This is a genomic window from Paenibacillus aceti (assembly GCF_003614185.1).
Classification (GTDB): Bacteria; Bacillota; Bacilli; order Paenibacillales; family Paenibacillaceae; genus Fontibacillus; species Fontibacillus aceti.
In genome coordinates this window covers 4,094,175-4,111,372 of sequence record NZ_KZ987724.1, presented here as the reverse complement: position 1 = coordinate 4,111,372, position 17,198 = coordinate 4,094,175, and the positions used below count along the sequence as shown (strand labels likewise).

The window sequence follows — 17,198 nt, the reverse complement described above, 5'->3', positions numbered from 1 at the left end:
GTCCTTATTTGAAAATGAATGCGCATACAAGTGCGGCAAGTCGCGGATTAATCTGCTTGCGATATATACCATTTAAGGAGGGTCAACCAAGTATGAACATGAACTGGAGAAAGATCGTTAGCTTCACGGTAGCTATGTCTCTGCTAGCGACGATCATCGTCGGCTGCGGGAGTAAGGATGGCAAGAGTGAGGCGGGAAGCGGCGGAAAAGATAAGCAGGAGAGGCTCAAGATCAGCATGATGTATCCGCTGAATGGAGATGCCCCGAAGAAGGGCGAGGCCTGGAAGTGGATGGAGAATAAGTTCAATGTGGAGCTTGATCTGATGGCGATCCCGGCTAACGGTTATGCCGAGAAGCTGCGGCTGACGGTCGCTTCGGGAGAACTACCGGACATGATGGTGTGGACGACATACCCGGACCCGGAATTGAACAAATATGTGAAGCAGAATGCATTCCTACCGCTGGATGATCTGGTCGGCAATTATAAGAACCTGATGGAGACCCCGCAGCAGGCCTTCGAAAATGTGAAGATCGACAAGAAGTTGTATTCGATCCCACGCACACGTCCGCTGCAGACGAATGCGGTCTTGATCCGCAAGGATTGGCTCGACAATCTAGGATTACCAGTTCCAGTAACGATAGAGGACTTCGCGAATGTGGCACTCAAGTTTACGACGGAGGACCCTGATAAGAATGGCAAGGCGGATACATTCGGTATTGGTGTAGGTGAGAATCTGAGTTTCCTGGAGCAGCTATGGCTTGCTTTTGATGCAGGAAATGGCTGGCGCAAGATGGAGGACGGCACGTTGATGAACTCAGATGTTACGCCGGGGCGCAAGGAGGCGCTAGGCTGGCTGGCCGACCTTTACAAGCAGGGCGCCATCGATAAGGACTTCCCGGTTCTGAAGTATACACAGGTGAATGAGAAATTTATCGCAGGTAAGGCCGGTATCCTGATCGGTGGCGGTATTGCGAACTTCGGGCAATTCATGGTCGACATGAAGAAGGTTAACCCGAATGCGGAGATTATCATGATTGATCCGCCTACAGGGCCGAGCGGTACGAAGGGCACGCCGCAATCCGCTGGGTTCTACGGACATTGGGTAATCAGTGCCAAGACCTCACCGGAAAAGGTGGATAAGATCATGGAGATTCTCGATTGGCAAGCGACCGATGAAGCGCTGGAATTCAAACGGAAAGGAATAGAAGGCGTGCATCACAAGCTGGAGAACGGCGTTCCTGTAGTCAATGAGCAATATAACGCTGACGGTGTAATCAATCTCATCGCGCATAACAAGTATAATCCATACTTCACTACGCCTGGTGCGACAGAGGAGGTTGCGCAAGCCCAGCTCGATCAATGGAAGAATATTGAGCAGCTTGGCGTCCCTAATCCGGCAGTTGCAGCTCTGACGCCTACGATGCAGGAGAAGATGGCTGATCTTGAGAAATATAGTACAGAGACTTTTATCAAAATAGTGATCGGCGGAAAGTCGCTCGATTCATTCGATCAATATGTTGAGGAATGGATGAATAAGGGCGGCAGGAAAATGACTGAGGAAGTGAACGAATGGTATAAACAGCAATAAAGCTACAATAGAGCGGATTTGCTTATATGTGGGGACTTCACGTCCCCCATTTTGCTTGTACTGGAGCAGTACCGACTACGATCCGAGGAAGTGAGCGTACATGAAGCGGTTTTCCGTGAAACGTAATATCCGATTGAAGCTGATATTAGCGGCGTGTCTATTGTCGATCGTTCCGGTGCTAATTATTAGCATCGGAACGTATACCGTTGCGTCGACCAGCTTGCAGCAGGAAGTGGGCCGGGCCAAGCGTGAGACGCTGAAGCAGGTTCAACAGAGAATCGATGATAAGCTCATTGCCTTGAATAAAACGATCCTGCAGCATTTATTCAATCCTTCCTTGGACGAATTTTTGAAACTGGATGATCCCTATGCGAATATCAAGCTGTATCAAGAGGTGATTGCCAACCTAAATTCAATCGAGGTTCTGGTCGACAATAGTCGATTCGGCCGAGCTTTATTTTGTACGAGAGGATAAGATTCTATCTGTTACGAATGGCCTGAATCCGGCGGATAGCATGGATCCTGAGCTGAAGGCTCGGCTTCGCAGCCGCTCTGCGCCCTATTTCTGGATCGATCGCAAGACGGACAGCAGGATGACGCGCGGCGGCTCGCAGGAGGTTACCTATGTGCGCGAAGTTCCCGTTCGTGGCGATAATCCACGCGGCTACATCATAGTCAAGCTGAATGATCGAGCGTTCTTCCAGGTCTATAGCGAGATGGACCGGGAAGTGAACAGTGAGATGCTCGTCTTGACGGCTTCGGGCAATATTTTCTCAGATTGGAACAAAAGTCTGCTGCAGGATGATCTCGCTTCTTATCAATTCTTATCGGATATCCGCAGGAGCGGGCTAAAGGAGAGCGGCTACACCGAGAAGGTGGATGGGCAGGATATGCTCATTAATTATTATGGCTTTAGCCAGTTGAGTGCGTGAAACGCGCGAAACAAAAAACCACCCGCTATGCGGGTGGAGGGATCGAGGGTTTGACCAATAAGACCATCCCGATAGAATTGAGATGTTCAGGCTCAATTGAAAGGAATGGTCTTAGATGGCAAACAAGAGCTATAGTCTAGCTCACACGAAGTGGATGTGCAAATACCACATTGTGTTCACCCCGAAGTATAGACGGAAAGAGATCTATAATCAAGTGAGGAAAGACTTAATCGAAATTTTCAAACGTTTATGTAAGTATAAGGGAGTGGACATCCTGGAAGGTCATATGATGCCAGATCATGTACACATGCTGGTAGCGATCCCCCCAAAGATAGCCGTGTCCACATTCATGGGATATCTGAAGGGGAAAAGTTCGCTAATGATCTTTGAAAAGCACGCGCAACTAAAGTATAAATATGGGAATCGAAAATTTTGGGCAGAAGGCTATTATGTAAGTACAGTGGGCCTAAATGAAGCAACCGTAGCAAAATACATTCGTGAACAAGAAGCACATGACCAAGCAATAGATAAGTTGAGTGTAAAAGAGTACGAAGATCCGTTTAGCAGTAACAGGAGCAAAAAGAAATAAACCAGTTTAACTGGTTAGTGAAAGTGACAAATTACACTGAGCCTGAACAGATTTGTGGTCAGGCTAGCGTCTTTAGGCGCAGTTTGGCAACAGGGGGTTATACCCCAAGTGCAAACCACCCGTTGGACGGGTGGTCATGATTTGGCAGTCCCCCTATAACGGCTGGATCTATGTATCGATCGTACCGATTAAGGAGCTGACGCCTATGTTCGTCCGGATTAAGGTGCTGACAATGATCCTATGCCTGACGCTTATTGTAGGATGCTTAACGGCTGCGCTGCTGCTATCCAAGCATTTCTACCGTCTGATCAAGAGCATATTGGACCTGATTCGTGGCAGGGCGAACCGGCCCCCTCTCTCGAATGGCAAGCAGGACGAATTCGGACTCATCCGCCACTATGTTGAAATGCTACATACAGTCAATGACTCATTGAATGATCAGATTGAGAACTCGAAGCCGTTGCTGGCCGCTGGATTTATGCAGCATGTTCTGACGGAAGCAGTGCCGACCCATGAGCTGACCGAGAAGTTCGATTATTATGATCTGCCGCGAATCAGCCCGTATTATACCGTCATGTGCATTGAACTGGATGATGTCCGGGGGAAAACGGAGCGAGATATTAACCTGTTCGTGTATGCGGTCAAGAATATTTCTGAAGAAATTCTCGGTGGAGTGGCCAGCGGTACTGTTATCAAGATGAGGGCGGATGTCGTGTTGCTGATCAATCATAAACTATCGGGGACAACCGCTTCCCGGAGGACAGAGGCCTTCCAGCTGGCGGAGGAAATTCACACGATGGTGGAGTGTGTGTTGAATATAACGGCTACTATCGGCGTCGGACGTTGCCATGAAGGGCTGAGCAGCATCCGTCACTCGTTCAAGGAGGCGATGGATGCGCTGCAGTATCGTCTTATCCTTGGCAGCGGCAAGGTGATCTATGTGGAGCAGGTCGAGCCGAATAGACAGCAGCAAGGCTTTGCTTATCCATCCGAGCTGGAGCAGCAGATGATACTGCAGGTTAAGCTGGGTAATGAACAGCAGCTGGCTGTACTTCTCGATGAGTTCGGGCAAGGCTTGCAGCAGCGGGGCGGGATCTCTACAGAGCATGTACGAATGGCGTTCATGCAGCTCATATCACGGCTGCTGCGTGAGCTGTATGAGCTTGATCCGGATGGTGGCCCCTTGCTGTTCACGTACAGTCCGTACGAGCGGGTGAATGAGCTGCGGACGATGAGCCAGATGATCGCCTGGCTGAAGGAAGAGGTATTCCCGGCCATTTCGCGCCATATTATGCTGCGCCGCAAGGACAGCAATCATCAATCGATTACGACCGTGCAGCAGTATATCGAGCAGCATTATGACGATGATCTGTCGCAGCCGATGATGGCCGAGCTGGCGGGTATGCCTCCATCGCATTTCAGCCATATTTTCAAGGAGGAGCTCGGCATGACGTTCAGCGATTATCTGATCGCCTATCGGATGGAGAAGGCCAAGGAGTTGCTGATCTCGACGGATATGAAGGTGGCGGAGATCGCCGACAAGCTGCGATATAACAATTCGCAGAACTTCATTCGCGTATTCAAGCGGATCCATGGTGCAACACCGGGAGATTTCAGGGCTTCGTGGGCGGGGCAACCCGCGATGATTGGTCATCGTGGCAATGGACAGACGACAATACCTGGGAAGGGGAGCGGGATGATTGAGTAAAGTAGTGTACGATGTAGCTGTATTGGGTGGAGGTCCAGCAGGGATTGCGGCGGCCTTGGCGGCAGTGCGCAGCGGGGCGAACGTGATATTGGTGGAGAGGTATGGATTCTTAGGGGGGATGTCGACAGCATCTCTGGTCTACCCATGGATGACCTTCCATACGGCTTCTGGTGATCAGGCTGTCAAGGGAATCGCCCAAGAGATCGTCGACCGCCTCGCCGCCCTTGGAGCCTCGCCCGGCCATTTGCGTGATACGATCGGCTTCGTGCATACGCTGACCCCATTCTGTCCCGAGACATTTAAATGGTTGGCTTTCCATATGCTGCGGGAAGCGGGGGTGAAGCTTCTGCTGCATTCGTTCGCAGCTGAGGTGCAGATGTCTGACCAGCATTTGAAGGGAATCGCTGTATGGAACAAGGGGGGGAGGATGCTGATTGAGGCGCGGGTCTTTGTCGATGCGAGTGGTGATGCGGACATTGCTTATTTAGCCGGAGCAAGCTTTGAAAAGGGGAATGAAGTGGGCAAGGTTCAGCCGATGACGATGAAGTTCCGAATGAAGGGGGTCAGGCTGGATGAAGTGACTGAATATATGAAAAGGCATCCAGAGGAGTTCTACGAGAGATCACTAATCTCAGAACTGGATCAACTCCCATTGACAGGCGTGATGGGCTTCTATAGCAAGTGGCGCCAGGCCGGGCTGCCGATTCAGCGAGATGGCGTCCTGTTCTTTACAGGCCCCGAGCCCGACGAGGTGCTCATCAATGTGTCCCGCGTATCTGGACTCGATCCAACGCAGCCGGAAGATCTGACTGCTGCAGAAGTCGAGGGACGGGAGCAGGTACAGCTCCTGGAGCAATTCTTCCGCTCGCATATTCCCGGCTTCTCGGCGGCTTACGTGGCTCAGACCGGGGCGCAAATCGGTGTTCGGGAGACCCGCCGGGTGGTCGGTGAATATGTGCTGAACGGAATCGATGTGCTGAGTGCCCGAGCCTTCGACGATGTCATTGCCCGCAGTGGTTACCCGATTGATATCCATAATCCGGAGGGGAGCGGAGTAACGGCCAATTTCATTAAAGGCGGCGGCGCCTATGACATTCCTTACCGCTCGCTTATCCCTGCACGGGTTGAGAATCTGCTTCTTGCTGGGCGCTGTATCTCGACGACGCATGAGGCACAGGCGACGACCCGGCTAACGCCGAGCTGTATGGCTATTGGCCAGGCGGCTGGAACGGCAGCGGCGCAGGCAAGTCAGAATGGGATCGGGGTGAGGGATATATCGGTGCAGGAGCTGCAGCGGACGCTGCTCGCGGCGGGAGCAGAATTAGGTATGTAGGCCGACCGACCCTTGGGCCGTCGCTGCCCTAAATTATACGAAAATGAGCTTTTCCGTTTTTGAGACGAAAAGATTTTCCACTCCAAAAAGTTAATTCGAAGTTTTTAAAATTTGACCGCAAGGTCATGTGTCTTGTAACGAAACTAGGTAACGCTATCTGCGTCAAAAAGGGCGATTTAGAAATCTAACGAAACTAGGGATCGCTATTGCGGCGAAATAGGGGCGAAATGGCGGATTTCCATCGAAATAGCGATATGGTGTTTCGTTAGATTTGTGTTGGGTGGGTTTTTGCGGGAATAACGATATGGTGTTTCGTTAGAGCTGCGGAAGACGGGTTGCTTGTTCGTTTGTCACAAATTTATCCCTTTTGCTCGGCGATTTGGCTGCATAACGTCAGTGTGATTTCGTTTTGTCCTGCCTGGAATGGTATAATTTATATAATTTGAGTTATCGCCCTGGGAGGTAAGGATGATGAGAGACGAGCTTGAGGCTAAGCTGAATGCGTTACATGAAGAAGACCAATTTGAAGAAATCGTAAATACAATTAAGGACATTCCCGCAGAGGACAGAGACTATTCGCTGGTCAGCCATTTGGGAAGAGCGCTGAACAATCTTGAGCGTTATGAAGAAGCGATCGAGCAGTTTCTGAGCGTGGCTGAGGAAGGCAAGGATGATGCATTATGGCATTATCGCATGGGGCTGGCTTATTACTATCTGGATCGGTATGAGGAAGCCCGGAAGGAATTTGAGCTTGCCGACAAGCTTGAGCCTGATGATGAGGATACCCTGGAGTTCCTGGAGTGGATTGCAAGCAAGACGGAACAAGAAACCGCAGAGAGCGTTCCCGCTGAACCGGATCCGGAGCCCGAGACCGAAACAAGCCCAGAGCCCGCTATGAAGCCTCAACCCATTACAGACCCGGAATGGTCGGAATTCTGGAATGACAGTGAATCTGCTCTAAAAGAATACGTATCAGATCCGGTCACAGATGAGCAGATTGCTTCCATAGAGGAAGGACTCGTCTTCAAGCTGCCGGCTTCCTATATTCGCATGATGAAGCTGCATAATGGGGGAGTGCCTCATAACACGAAATTCCCAATAGGTGAGAAGACTTCTCGCGGGGATAATCATATCACCATCTCCGGCTTCTTCGGCATTGGACGGGACAAGCCCAAATCTCTATGCGGGAAGCAAGGCAGTCGATATATGATTGAGAATTGGAACTATCCTGAAATTGGCGTGGTCATCTGCGATTGTCCTGCTACAGGCGACGCGGTAATGCTGGATTACCGTCCATCCGGCAACGATGGCGAGCCTGTGGTGATCTATATAGACCGGGAAGCTGACAATAAGGTCATTAAGCTGGCAGATCATTTTGAAGCCTTCATCCAAGGTCTGGTGAAGGCGGAGGATAGCGCAGACTAAGTCAATCCAAAAGGCACAGAGCAAAGCGTAGGTTTCGCGCCAGGCTCTGTGCCTTTTCTATGTTTCTTAGGGAGAGTTAATCTGGAATCACAAAAGAAATAATCGTTCCCTCACCAGGCCTGCTGACGATGGACAAGCCCTGTCCATATAACTGAATCAAGCGTCGGTTGGTATTGGTCACTCCGATCCCGCTCTTGCCCTGCATCACAGGATTTAGCAGCTGGCTGATCTGCTCTTGATTCATACCTTTACCGTTGTCACTGACTTCAATGAGTGTACCGGTACCGTCGCTCTCCTTGCGGGTAATCCGGATTCGCACGGTTCCCCCTTGAAGGCGGCTTAGCAGGCCATGTCTGACCGCATTCTCGACCAGCGGCTGTATCGACAACGGTGGGAGCAGCAGTTGAACGTTCTGCTCGACTTCCCATACGATGTTCAGCCTGTTACCGAAGCGCTCCTTCTCAATGTACAGATAGGCTCGGACCAATTCCAGCTCATGAGACAGCTCAACGAGCTCCCCGGTATTCAGGAAGTCGAAGCTGATACGCAGAAAAGAGGCGAAGGCATCGCCTAGCTGGAGCATCTTCTCTGAATCAACCTCACTAAGCGCCAGGATAGAATTCAGCGTATTGAACAGGAAATGGGGGTGAATCTGGGCCTGCAGATATGCTGCCTCCATGCGTAATCGTTCATTGATCGACCGCTTCAAGGCCGTTAGCGCCTTGATCCGGTATCTTAGCTCCAAGGCATCAACGGGCTTGGTCACATAGTCATTGGCCCCCGACAAGAACCCTGTATAGATGTCAGCTGGCTGACTGCGTGCAGTTAGCAGCAGGATCGGAAGCTCCGATAAGGAATAATGCTCCCTGATCCGCTGCGTCAATTCATATCCGGACATATGGGGCATCATCACATCGGCAATCACTAGATCCCATGGCTTTATTCCAATCAGCTCGAGTGCCTCCTGGGCTGAATGAGCCGAGGTAATAGAATAAGGCTCTGTTGAGAGAATGCCGGTCAGCACATTCAGGTTGACCGGATCATCGTCTACAGCGAGAATATGCATCGTCTCGATCGTGAGCAGTGGAGATTCCAATGCGGACATAGCCTCGTCCGCTGAGGTATCAGGAAGTACGAGCTCCGCGTAATCCTCCTTGATCCGGTTAGTTATGTCTTGAAGGTCCGGAGTGTTACTAGATACCGGAACATCGGATGAACTGGCTAAGGGCAGATCGAAGCTGAATATCGAGCCTTTACCTGGTTCTGAACGCACATTCAGTGTTCCTCCGTGCAGCTCTATCATCTGTTGGCAGATGCTTAGCCCAAGTCCGATCCCTCTGCCGTCGCTTACCCCGTAAGCCCCTTGTTCATAAGGGAGGAATATACGTTTACGTGTCTCTTTATCCATCCCTACTCCTGTATCGGTTACTCGAATGACGACGCGGTTATCTCTCACCCGGGCAGAGACGGTGATTCTTCCTTTCTCCGTGTATTTAATTGCATTATGCAGCAAGTTATATATAACTTGTACGAGCCGCTTCTCATCCGCCATCACCGTAGGCACCGATTCTGCAATATTCATCTGCAGCTGAATAGGCTTGCCCTCCGTCATATATCTCAGCATTTCAAACACTCCAGGAACGATAGACTGAATCTTGATGGGCTCCTGCTGGAGGATAATGCGATGCTCATGAAGACGGGCCACATCGAGCAGATCGCCGAGCATATGAGACATTCGGCGGCTGATCGTGATCAGCAGCTCCATATCTTTAAGGCTGGTCGGATCAAGCTTATGCTTCTCTTTGGTTAGGACAGTCTGAGCAATATTAATAATGCCATGCAGAGGTGTTCGCAGCTCATGCGATGTATTGGCCAGGAACTGGTCCTTCAGCTTGTCTTCCTTCTTGAGCTTCTCAGTAAGCAGCTCATTTTCTCGGGAATTAAGGAAGAACTCCCTGAACCAGTACGCTGCAAAACCGACGATGGCCGCCATCATATCCAAGGGGTAATAGACCATCGCTGAGTCTTTATAGGAATTCCACAGGGTCCAGTAAATGTTCAATATAATGCCTGACGCTGACAAGAGCAGGAAGACGCTGCCGCTATCCGTCGGCCCTCTCAGGATCATATCCACGATGACATAGATGAACCAGAGGAAGGGGAGGATGTAGATCAGATTGAATATGCCCAGCTCAACGGTTCCATTAACGAAGGTCGCGGGCGCAATGAGCAGGCACAAAGTATATATAACGAGTAATGAGCTGTAAGCTCTCAGCAAACCATGATTCAGATTAAAGGAGCCATTCCTGTAATGAATTAATTTGAGGTTTGAATAAAAAGAGCGTCTCCTGTATGCTGGGTTCCGAATGGTCGACATTCATTCCCTAAGTTAGAAGGAGGACGCTCAATATGAAGTATAAACAATCTAAGAAACAGAATCAACGTATTGAACAAATTACCGAAAATACACTGGTTATCGGTGCAGACATCGCCAAAGAAACCCATGTAGCACGCGGGATCGATTTTCGTGGGATCGAATTGGGAAAAGATTGTGTATTTAAAAACGACCGTTCAGGTTTGTTAAAACTAGTATCGTGGATGAAGGAACTTCAACGGCAACATGCCAAGACTGACGTCATCTTCGGCATCGAACCAACCGGACACTACTGGTTTACCCTGGCTGAGTTTCTACAGCATGAGGGCATTAAACTAGTTATCGTAAACCCTCATCATGTTAGCAAGAGTAAAGAACTTGAAGACAATTCACCAACGAAAAACGACTACAAGGATGCCAAGGTTATTGCAGATCTCGTTCGTAACGGCCATTATTCGGAGCCCCGGCTTCCAAAGAGCGTTTATGCGGATTTACGCATCCTCATGAATCATCGAGAAAAGGTTATGTTAAACCTGGGTCAAGTCCAAAGACGGATTCAAAATTGGCTCGACCGGTTCTTTCCTGAATATCAAAACGTGTTTGCTGACTGGGAAGGAAAAGCCTCTCTCATCACGCTTGCAGAATTTCCTACCCCGCAAGAAATTGTAACACTTGGAGCTTTCACAGTTTTGAAACGGTGGAAACAAGAGGTTAAACGGGCGGTTGGCATGAAGCGAGCAGAGAAACTGGTTCAAGCAGCTCAGGACTCTATCGGCCTCACAGAGGGTTTAATGGCAGCCAAGATTGAATTGAAGAACTTGCTGGAGCAGCATACTTTGTTTACTCGGCAGATAGACGACATCATGAGACAGGTGGTAGAACTGCTTGAACAGATCCCTGGTTCGGAAGAAATGCTAACGGTTCCTGGGGTTGGAGTCGTAACATTGGCTGGATTTCTGGCCGAGGTAGGCGATCTCAAAGGATATAATCATAGTCAGCAGATTATACGGCTTGCGGGCTTTAATCTAAGGGAGAACAGTTCTGGGAAGAAGAAAGGGAAGTCCACGATTACCAAACGGGGACGGTCTCGACTTCGAGCTTTACTGTTCCGTGCGATGATGCCCATGGTGGCAAAAAATACAGAATTTAAAGCGCTGCATCACTATTACACGAAACGAGCCCAGAACCCGCTAAAGAAGAAACAATCTATTGTAGCCTTATGTGGAAAACTCATTCGAGTATTGCATACGTTGGGAACAAAACAGATACGCTACAATGCAAATGACGTATTGGGACCGGTACGCCAGTCTCAGCTACAGATGGTTGCTTAATTCAAACATTAACGATTCATCTTGCTTCACAGTGCTTAGACTTCAAACGCGACAAACAGAAGCACGGAGTAGCCGCAGATTTTTCATCATAAGGGCAACGACCCAGTAAAGGAGCAAGAAGCGGCATCCACCCCTTGAGAGGTAGAACGAAGGAATGTGAGGGCATAGACCCAGTGTGACATGGGAGGGTAAACCGTCGAGGGAATTGTGGATATCCAAGGTGCGATCATAGGTACCATCCACAGATTGGAAAATGTGTTCCAGGCTTTATTCCCGTCACCGGTTCCTCGAGAAAAATATGTCATAACAGCATGATATCCCCATCTCTTGAGAACATCGTGTTTGAGATTCTAAGAAAACGTGAGCAAATGAAAGAAAACATTAATTTATAGTGGGAGATGAAGCCTTTAAAGACAATCAGAATAAGCAAGGGCTGCCATAATTGAGCCAGCAATTGAGTTTTAAGTGCCCAGGTATAGTTAAGAGGCAGCCATAGCAGGAACAGATTATCATTGCCGACTGCAGTCGCTGTAGCTACAGCTATCGTTAATAGGCTGATCAAGGCCAGCGTTTTCTCTCTAGGATTGAATAAATAGAGGATCAACGCATATATACCGTGCAGCAATAAAGTAATAAATGTAACCAGCTGAAATCCAATCGAGTACCAGCGAACATGATCAATCGCCGCCTGAGAGCCGAAGCGAATCGACTTGGCAATCCCTCCATCGTAGGGATTATCGAAATTGGCCACACGAACGAGCAGCTCGATTTCCGTGGTGCCTGTCCTGGAATAAGAAACGGTATAGGATACATTTCTCGGCTGATAATGAAGTGCATCCTCAGCAGGACGGCCAAAAGGAGACTCGGCTAATCCGTTAACTTCGATGATGGAGGAGGCCTGGATGCCTCGAATCCAGAAGGCTAAAGGCTCTTCCAGGGGATCGATCAGAATCCGCAGCCGATATGTTCCATACCCGTAGGAGGATTTCGGGGTCTCAGATAAGGCCCCGCTCCAATCACCTGGAACCTGAATAGAACGTGAAGAGACCCCGTTCGTTTGTATATCCTGAGCGGATAACAATTCCCCGGGGTAAATTTCCCATTCGCCAGTCAATGCATAGGTTGATGTGTTATCGAATTCTCTGCCACGCAGATCAAGTACACCGTTGACGGCAGCAAGCTGCTCTGCGGGGGAGAAGAGAAGCTCCGACCAAATCCACCGCAGGCTGAGCAGTATGCTGATAAATAACGTGATAATAACTATATATTTTAGAGCTGAAGTATTAGGTTTTCGCATCATATATAAGAATTCGGCATAAAAGGGGGTTATTCCTTTTTTCACATTACCGACTAGCTAAGTGTTAAGGTGTCTTCTTCTGTGGCATCGGTTCGAACAGCAGCACGAACGGGAGATTGCTTCCCGCAGCAGGGCTGATCCAGATCTCGACACTCTCCTCACGATCTCCGGTGCGATACAGCACACTAGCGGTACTGGAGATATCTTCTTTGCCGCTATGACCGAAGGTCACTACTTTATTGTTCACCAGTGCTGATCCGACGAACAATCCTCCGCGTGGATTGAACAAAATGAGCGTGTTAGGGGCGACATGATTCAATTTCAGCTTGTACACCAAGCCGTAGTTGCCTGAGTTGATGGCAGCGGTTCCCTTAATTCCGTCCGACCCTGATTGGAAGGGATCTTCTCTATTGTCAGTTAAAGATAATTTGACAGAGCGGCTGCCGAGCGGCTCGTTATATTCGAATACACGGTTAGAGTCGGCGAAGGTTCCACGGACGATCGATTCATTCGGGTCCAGATAAGGCAGCGAGTCCAGATCTTCAATCGGATCGCGCTTCGCAGATATCAGCAAGGTGGTATAGCGAATAGGTGCATCGCTGCTAAGTTCCCCTGTAAAAGTAATAATCTCTTGGGGGTTCATAACATTCTTATTGATACTGTTCCATATGACCCGTCTCTCGCCAGGCTGCAGGACCAACTCCTTATTGCTATCGCCAGCTATTATGCCCTCGAAATAGCGGGTAAGCGATACTCTGCCTGCCCATTCCGCATAAGTCGATGGACCAGCCATCGCTTCATTCTTGAAGGTGATGGTGGCTGGCGTAGTCCCTAGATTCTCGGCAAGGGTGTAGAGCTTCGCTGGCTGATCCATCTTATTCTTGTGATGGAGCAGGAATCGGGCCGCTCCAGTGATCGTATCCTGATAGAGAATCCCTTCTGAATCGATCGATTCCGGTCCGCTGCTGCGGAACAGTGTGATCGGTTCAGTCTTGTAGCTATAGGGAACGGCCTCCATCTTTTTGACGGAATATCCGTCTACAGCCAGCTTATTGCCAACAGGGGTGAACAGCTTATAGAACTCATCGCGAGTATACAGAGTCTCTTCGGTAATCGTTATTTTCTTACTGAATATACCCGTAGCACCATGCCGGTCCTTGACTTCAAGGCTCACCGTTACGACGCCTGGGGTGAAGAAGGCCTCCTCCTTGTTCATCCAGGTTCTATCTACGATCGCATCTTCATCATCATAGCTCTGATCGGTATATACGATAGGCTCCCCCATCCGGTAGGTGTCCTTATCTGTTGTGAAGTTCGCAACCGGAGGCTCATTAGGCTTGGCGGCTTCCAGCGTCAGCGTGAAAGGATCGCTCCAGACTCCTGCCGAATCCTGTACGGAGTAGGTGACAGCATAGCTGCCGGGCGCATCGAATCGCTCTTGTCTTCCTTCCCAACGCTCATCGACGATATCCAGCCCCAGTGGGGAAGAAGATTTCGTCTCATAGGTCACGGTTGTTTCGCCCGCGATAATTTCATCGGGCTGTACCTTGAACGAGGCGACCGGCTTGGTAGAAAGCTTCAGCGTAATGGTCTCCTCTTCTACGGTATAAGGGATGTCCAGGCTCTGAATGAACGGAATTAAGGGGATCATCTGCATATGGTTGTCCGTGTAGGACTCCGCGCTCATTTTGGTTTCTTTTCCATTTACACTAAAGCTCTTACTGTTATTCTTATATCTGAGCTCGGTGCTGTCGAACTTGATCACCGTCTCCTTCGTCTTGGAGTCTATAGATACCTTCGCACCCAGACGCTCGGCCATGAATCGGAGACCCACATAGGTTGTTCCCTTCTTGACCACTGTAGGACGAGGTGCTTGATATGTCTGACCACCTTGCTCTACCTTATTGCTATTCATATAAAGAATGATATGATTCCAATTCGACTTCTCTGATGATACCTTGCTCTCTTGCTCTTGTTGCGGTGCTGTTATAGCAGCCTCCGCTTTGACGGCAGGGACGGCTGCGGTCAGTTGTCCAATGATCATCGCCGCCGCCAGTCCTGTTGTTATTCTACCTATCGTTTTAATGTTGTCCACTCCTCTCTCTATTTGCAGTCTTGCATACTCTTAGCTCTCTGCGCCCGTTGGCGGAACAGCCGGATGGATCGCTGCTTCACCCCTCTTAAGCGCCAGGTTCTCTTGTTCCAGCAAGCCGATCTTCTGGGTTAATACTACAAACCGTGCGGTGAGCGAAGATACGGCTATAGTCAGATGCAGCAGGATGAATAGAATGCTGATCAGTCCCAGCAGATAGAGCAGGGAAGGTGCGTAAGAGACACCGATCCACCTGGCCATGCTGTCGATCAGTGAAGGAAACAGGGATAACAGCATCATCACGGCAGTAAGAATGATCCAGAGAACTGCGTATTGCTCCCGCAGCTTTCCGTTACGGATCAAGTACAGTATGGTACCAAGGAAAATCAAACAGATTATAAAGCTGAGTACAAAAATATCAATTCTCATAGCCTATATCCCACTTCTTTTCTTTCTTCTTAGTTCTTGTAATCAGAACGGCCAGAATTACCTTGAACATGTAATAGGCCGAGCTCCAGGGGCGGATGCTTGAGGACCCGGTGGTCCGCTCCCGCATAATCACAGGTACTTCGCTGAAGCTACAGCCTCTGTTGTCAAGCTGCACGAGCGCCTCTACCTCTGGATAGTCGGTAGGGTACTCCTGCGCGAACAGCGATATAGCTCGCTGTCCGCACAGGCGATAGCCGGATGTCGGGTCCGTCACCTTGCGGTGCAGCAGCACGGTTAACAGCCCTGACAGCAGGTCAATGCCGACTCGGCGGGCAAAGGTCGATTGGAAGCCCTGCTTCTCCATGAAGCGGGAGCCAACGACCATATCCGAGCTGCTCTGCTTCAATTCATTGAGCAGCCGGCCGAAGTCACGCGGGTTATGCTGACCATCTCCATCTAGCTGGGCAGCATACAGATATCCATGCCTGTGAGCATATTGATAACCGGTCTGAACTGCGCCGCCAATGCCCAGATTACAGCTCAGATTGACGACGAGCACGCCTTCCTCAGCAGCGATCTCTCCGGTGAGATCCTTCGATCCATCATTGACGACGAGAATATCCGCGTAAGGGACCTGTCTACGAACATCATTTATAACTTCCTTGATTCCCTCGGCCTCGTTATAGGCTGGAATGATAATAAGCACTTCTTTTCTCATATGATTAGAACTCCTTTCCAACCGATGGTTGCCCCTTCATCGTCCGCCGTCCCAACAGATAATCGAGAGCTGCGGCAGCGAGGAAGCTGGCAAGGATAATGAACAGCGGCATGGCTGTGAAATTGTAGCGGAATTCAGGAACAAAGGCTAAGCGAGTAATGCTGATCGACACCACCAGTACAACTAGTAGCAGCGCGGGCTGTCGCCATTTGCGCAGCAGGGCTACACTCGATACGAATCCCGCTACGAGAATCATCCTGTGATAGAGCGTGCCAAACGGAATGACAGGATACATCGGTGCATGTCCTGCTCCGAAGAACATCCGCCCATAGATATATTTGGTCTTGCCGATGGTATACCATTTGACAAAGGTCCAGGTATGCTCTGTAAATCCGACCTTCAACCGTTCCTTGGCCACTTCCATCTGGGTTTTGCCTTTGCGGTCGACCATGTCGTCATCATAATTTTTATTCGGATAAGTCCCGGCTGCGAAAGGGTTCACCTGCGTAGCGGTCAGGACGAATTCATGCAGGGTGACCATATTCCGTACAATCCAGGGCGATAACGTCAGGAACAGCCCCAGACAGGACACTATCGCCAGCTTCACAACGTGAACCGATCTTTTCTTCCATAGCCAGTAGAATGCATATGCGGGTACGATCAGGATGAGAAATTCAGGTCTTGTAAGAACCAGCAATCCCAGCACTCCCCCGGCCAGCAGGGCGGACACGTTGGTCTCCTTCTTGAACACCTTAAGCTGCAGATAGATATATAGCATGAATAGCATGGCTGCCAGCGTCTCCGTTAATATCGCTCCGTTCGCCCATACATAGGGCGGATACACAGCCAAGGCTGCGGCGGCGAAGATTCCGGCCCATTCTCCCCGCAGCATTCTTCCGACTGCATATACCAGCCACAGCGTCACCATGCTGAATCCTACTTGAATATATCTGATCAATGGGTAGGGGTCATGGTTCTTATAATCAGCGAGCAGGTAGCTTCCCGCCATCAGCAGCGGATATCCCGGTGATACCTGAGCATTCGGCTCTTCGCTTTTATATGCGTAGACCCCTTTCTCCAACAGCTGTCTGACCATGATGTCGTAATTGAGGCTGTCATGAGGGACATGATGTTTGACGGAATTTACGAAATCGATACGTATAAATAAAGCTACAGCAAAAATTAATATGCATATTACAGTTTTAGGGTTGGCCAGACGCTTTGACCAGTTAGTAAGATTTGACAACATAAGTGATCTGTGTTCTCCTCTCTATATTCCAGTCCGACTAGCGGTCTAATAAGCATATAAGAGAGTTCTTATTGGCTAATGAAGGAATTCTTAATAACTAACTATCTAAACCCTTAAATTTTCCTTAACAAT

General features: G+C 49.5%; 14 protein-coding genes. 8 read left to right on the top strand and 6 right to left on the bottom strand.

Annotated features, from left to right (window positions below):
• The first annotated feature begins 92 nt into the window (after positions 1 to 92).
• The 7 genes from BFJ94_RS18405 (at position 93) to BFJ94_RS18375 (ending at position 7,576) form a co-directional block, all read left to right on the top strand.
• Positions 93 to 1,589 (top strand): extracellular solute-binding protein, encoded by a 1,497-nt coding sequence (locus tag BFJ94_RS18405; protein ID WP_162944332.1) that lies wholly within the window; start codon positions 93 to 95, stop codon positions 1,587 to 1,589.
• 100 nt (positions 1,590 to 1,689) lie between these two features.
• A complete protein-coding gene (locus BFJ94_RS18400; protein ID WP_120463965.1) occupies positions 1,690 to 2,064 on the top strand; it encodes a hypothetical protein in 375 nt (124 codons plus the stop codon).
• Positions 2,065 to 2,104: 40 nt separating this feature from the next.
• Positions 2,105 to 2,521: a cache domain-containing protein gene (locus BFJ94_RS18395; RefSeq protein WP_120463964.1), complete on the top strand. Its 417-nt coding sequence runs from the start codon at positions 2,105 to 2,107 to the stop codon at positions 2,519 to 2,521.
• 115 nt (positions 2,522 to 2,636) lie between these two features.
• A complete protein-coding gene (tnpA, locus tag BFJ94_RS18390; protein WP_120460925.1) occupies positions 2,637 to 3,110 on the top strand; it encodes an IS200/IS605 family transposase in 474 nt (157 codons plus the stop codon).
• Between the two features lie 136 nt (positions 3,111 to 3,246).
• Complete coding sequence (locus BFJ94_RS18385) at positions 3,247 to 4,818, top strand: helix-turn-helix domain-containing protein (RefSeq protein ID WP_162944331.1); 1,572 nt, start codon at positions 3,247 to 3,249, stop codon at positions 4,816 to 4,818.
• A complete protein-coding gene (locus BFJ94_RS18380; protein ID WP_120463962.1) occupies positions 4,811 to 6,151 on the top strand; it encodes an FAD-dependent oxidoreductase in 1,341 nt (446 codons plus the stop codon). Before BFJ94_RS18385 ends, BFJ94_RS18380 begins: the two co-directional genes overlap by 8 nt.
• Positions 6,152 to 6,619: 468 nt before the next feature.
• The gene (locus BFJ94_RS18375; protein WP_308424716.1) at positions 6,620 to 7,576 is read left to right on the top strand and encodes an SMI1/KNR4 family protein; all 957 of its coding nucleotides are present in this window, start codon (positions 6,620 to 6,622) and stop codon (positions 7,574 to 7,576) included.
• A 76-nt stretch (positions 7,577 to 7,652) separates the two neighbouring features.
• Here BFJ94_RS18375 and BFJ94_RS18370 read toward each other — a convergent pair whose 3' ends face one another.
• The gene (locus BFJ94_RS18370; protein WP_308424715.1) at positions 7,653 to 9,854 is read right to left on the bottom strand and encodes an ATP-binding response regulator; all 2,202 of its coding nucleotides are present in this window, start codon (positions 9,852 to 9,854) and stop codon (positions 7,653 to 7,655) included.
• A 131-nt stretch (positions 9,855 to 9,985) separates the two neighbouring features.
• On the opposite strand from BFJ94_RS18370, the gene BFJ94_RS18365 reads away from it, so the two are divergent.
• Complete coding sequence (locus BFJ94_RS18365) at positions 9,986 to 11,281, top strand: IS110 family RNA-guided transposase (protein WP_120460554.1); 1,296 nt, start codon at positions 9,986 to 9,988, stop codon at positions 11,279 to 11,281.
• Between the two features lie 301 nt (positions 11,282 to 11,582).
• On the opposite strand, the gene BFJ94_RS18360 is transcribed toward BFJ94_RS18365, so the two are convergent.
• The 5 genes from BFJ94_RS18360 to BFJ94_RS18340 form a co-directional block, all read right to left on the bottom strand.
• On the bottom strand, positions 11,583 to 12,581 hold the full coding sequence (locus BFJ94_RS18360) for a hypothetical protein (RefSeq protein WP_120463959.1): 999 nt from the start codon (positions 12,579 to 12,581) through the stop codon (positions 11,583 to 11,585).
• A gap of 61 nt (positions 12,582 to 12,642) precedes the next feature.
• Positions 12,643 to 14,673 carry a stalk domain-containing protein gene (locus BFJ94_RS18355; RefSeq protein ID WP_162944330.1) on the bottom strand — a complete coding sequence of 677 codons (2,031 nt, stop codon included), beginning with the start codon at positions 14,671 to 14,673 and terminating at the stop codon, positions 12,643 to 12,645.
• A gap of 30 nt (positions 14,674 to 14,703) precedes the next feature.
• Positions 14,704 to 15,099 carry a DUF2304 domain-containing protein gene (locus BFJ94_RS18350; protein WP_120463957.1) on the bottom strand — a complete coding sequence of 132 codons (396 nt, stop codon included), beginning with the start codon at positions 15,097 to 15,099 and terminating at the stop codon, positions 14,704 to 14,706.
• A complete protein-coding gene (locus BFJ94_RS18345; protein ID WP_120463956.1) occupies positions 15,089 to 15,817 on the bottom strand; it encodes a glycosyltransferase family 2 protein in 729 nt (242 codons plus the stop codon). The genes BFJ94_RS18350 and BFJ94_RS18345 overlap by 11 nt, the downstream gene beginning before the upstream one ends.
• Positions 15,818 to 15,821: 4 nt before the next feature.
• Positions 15,822 to 17,066: a glycosyltransferase family 39 protein gene (locus BFJ94_RS18340; RefSeq protein WP_120463955.1), complete on the bottom strand. Its 1,245-nt coding sequence runs from the start codon at positions 17,064 to 17,066 to the stop codon at positions 15,822 to 15,824.
• Between the last annotated feature and the right edge of the window lie 132 nt (positions 17,067 to 17,198).

What these genes read in the sequence shown, in the direction of transcription:
- BFJ94_RS18405 (WP_162944332.1), top strand. Translation starts at nt 93, where the DNA reads ATGAACATGAACTGGAGAAAGATCGTTAGCTTCACGGTAGCTATGTCT.
- BFJ94_RS18400 (WP_120463965.1), top strand. Translation starts at nt 1,690, where the DNA reads ATGAAGCGGTTTTCCGTGAAACGTAATATCCGATTGAAGCTGATATTA.
- BFJ94_RS18395 (WP_120463964.1), top strand. Translation starts at nt 2,105, where the DNA reads ATGGATCCTGAGCTGAAGGCTCGGCTTCGCAGCCGCTCTGCGCCCTAT.
- tnpA (WP_120460925.1), top strand. Translation starts at nt 2,637, where the DNA reads ATGGCAAACAAGAGCTATAGTCTAGCTCACACGAAGTGGATGTGCAAA.
- BFJ94_RS18385 (WP_162944331.1), top strand. Translation starts at nt 3,247, where the DNA reads ATGATTTGGCAGTCCCCCTATAACGGCTGGATCTATGTATCGATCGTA.
- BFJ94_RS18375 (WP_308424716.1), top strand. Translation starts at nt 6,620, where the DNA reads ATGATGAGAGACGAGCTTGAGGCTAAGCTGAATGCGTTACATGAAGAA.
- BFJ94_RS18365 (WP_120460554.1), top strand. Translation starts at nt 9,986, where the DNA reads ATGAAGTATAAACAATCTAAGAAACAGAATCAACGTATTGAACAAATT.
- BFJ94_RS18360 (WP_120463959.1), bottom strand. Translation starts at nt 12,581, where the DNA reads ATGATGCGAAAACCTAATACTTCAGCTCTAAAATATATAGTTATTATC.
- BFJ94_RS18350 (WP_120463957.1), bottom strand. Translation starts at nt 15,099, where the DNA reads ATGAGAATTGATATTTTTGTACTCAGCTTTATAATCTGTTTGATTTTC.
- BFJ94_RS18345 (WP_120463956.1), bottom strand. Translation starts at nt 15,817, where the DNA reads ATGAGAAAAGAAGTGCTTATTATCATTCCAGCCTATAACGAGGCCGAG.
- BFJ94_RS18340 (WP_120463955.1), bottom strand. Translation starts at nt 17,066, where the DNA reads ATGTTGTCAAATCTTACTAACTGGTCAAAGCGTCTGGCCAACCCTAAA.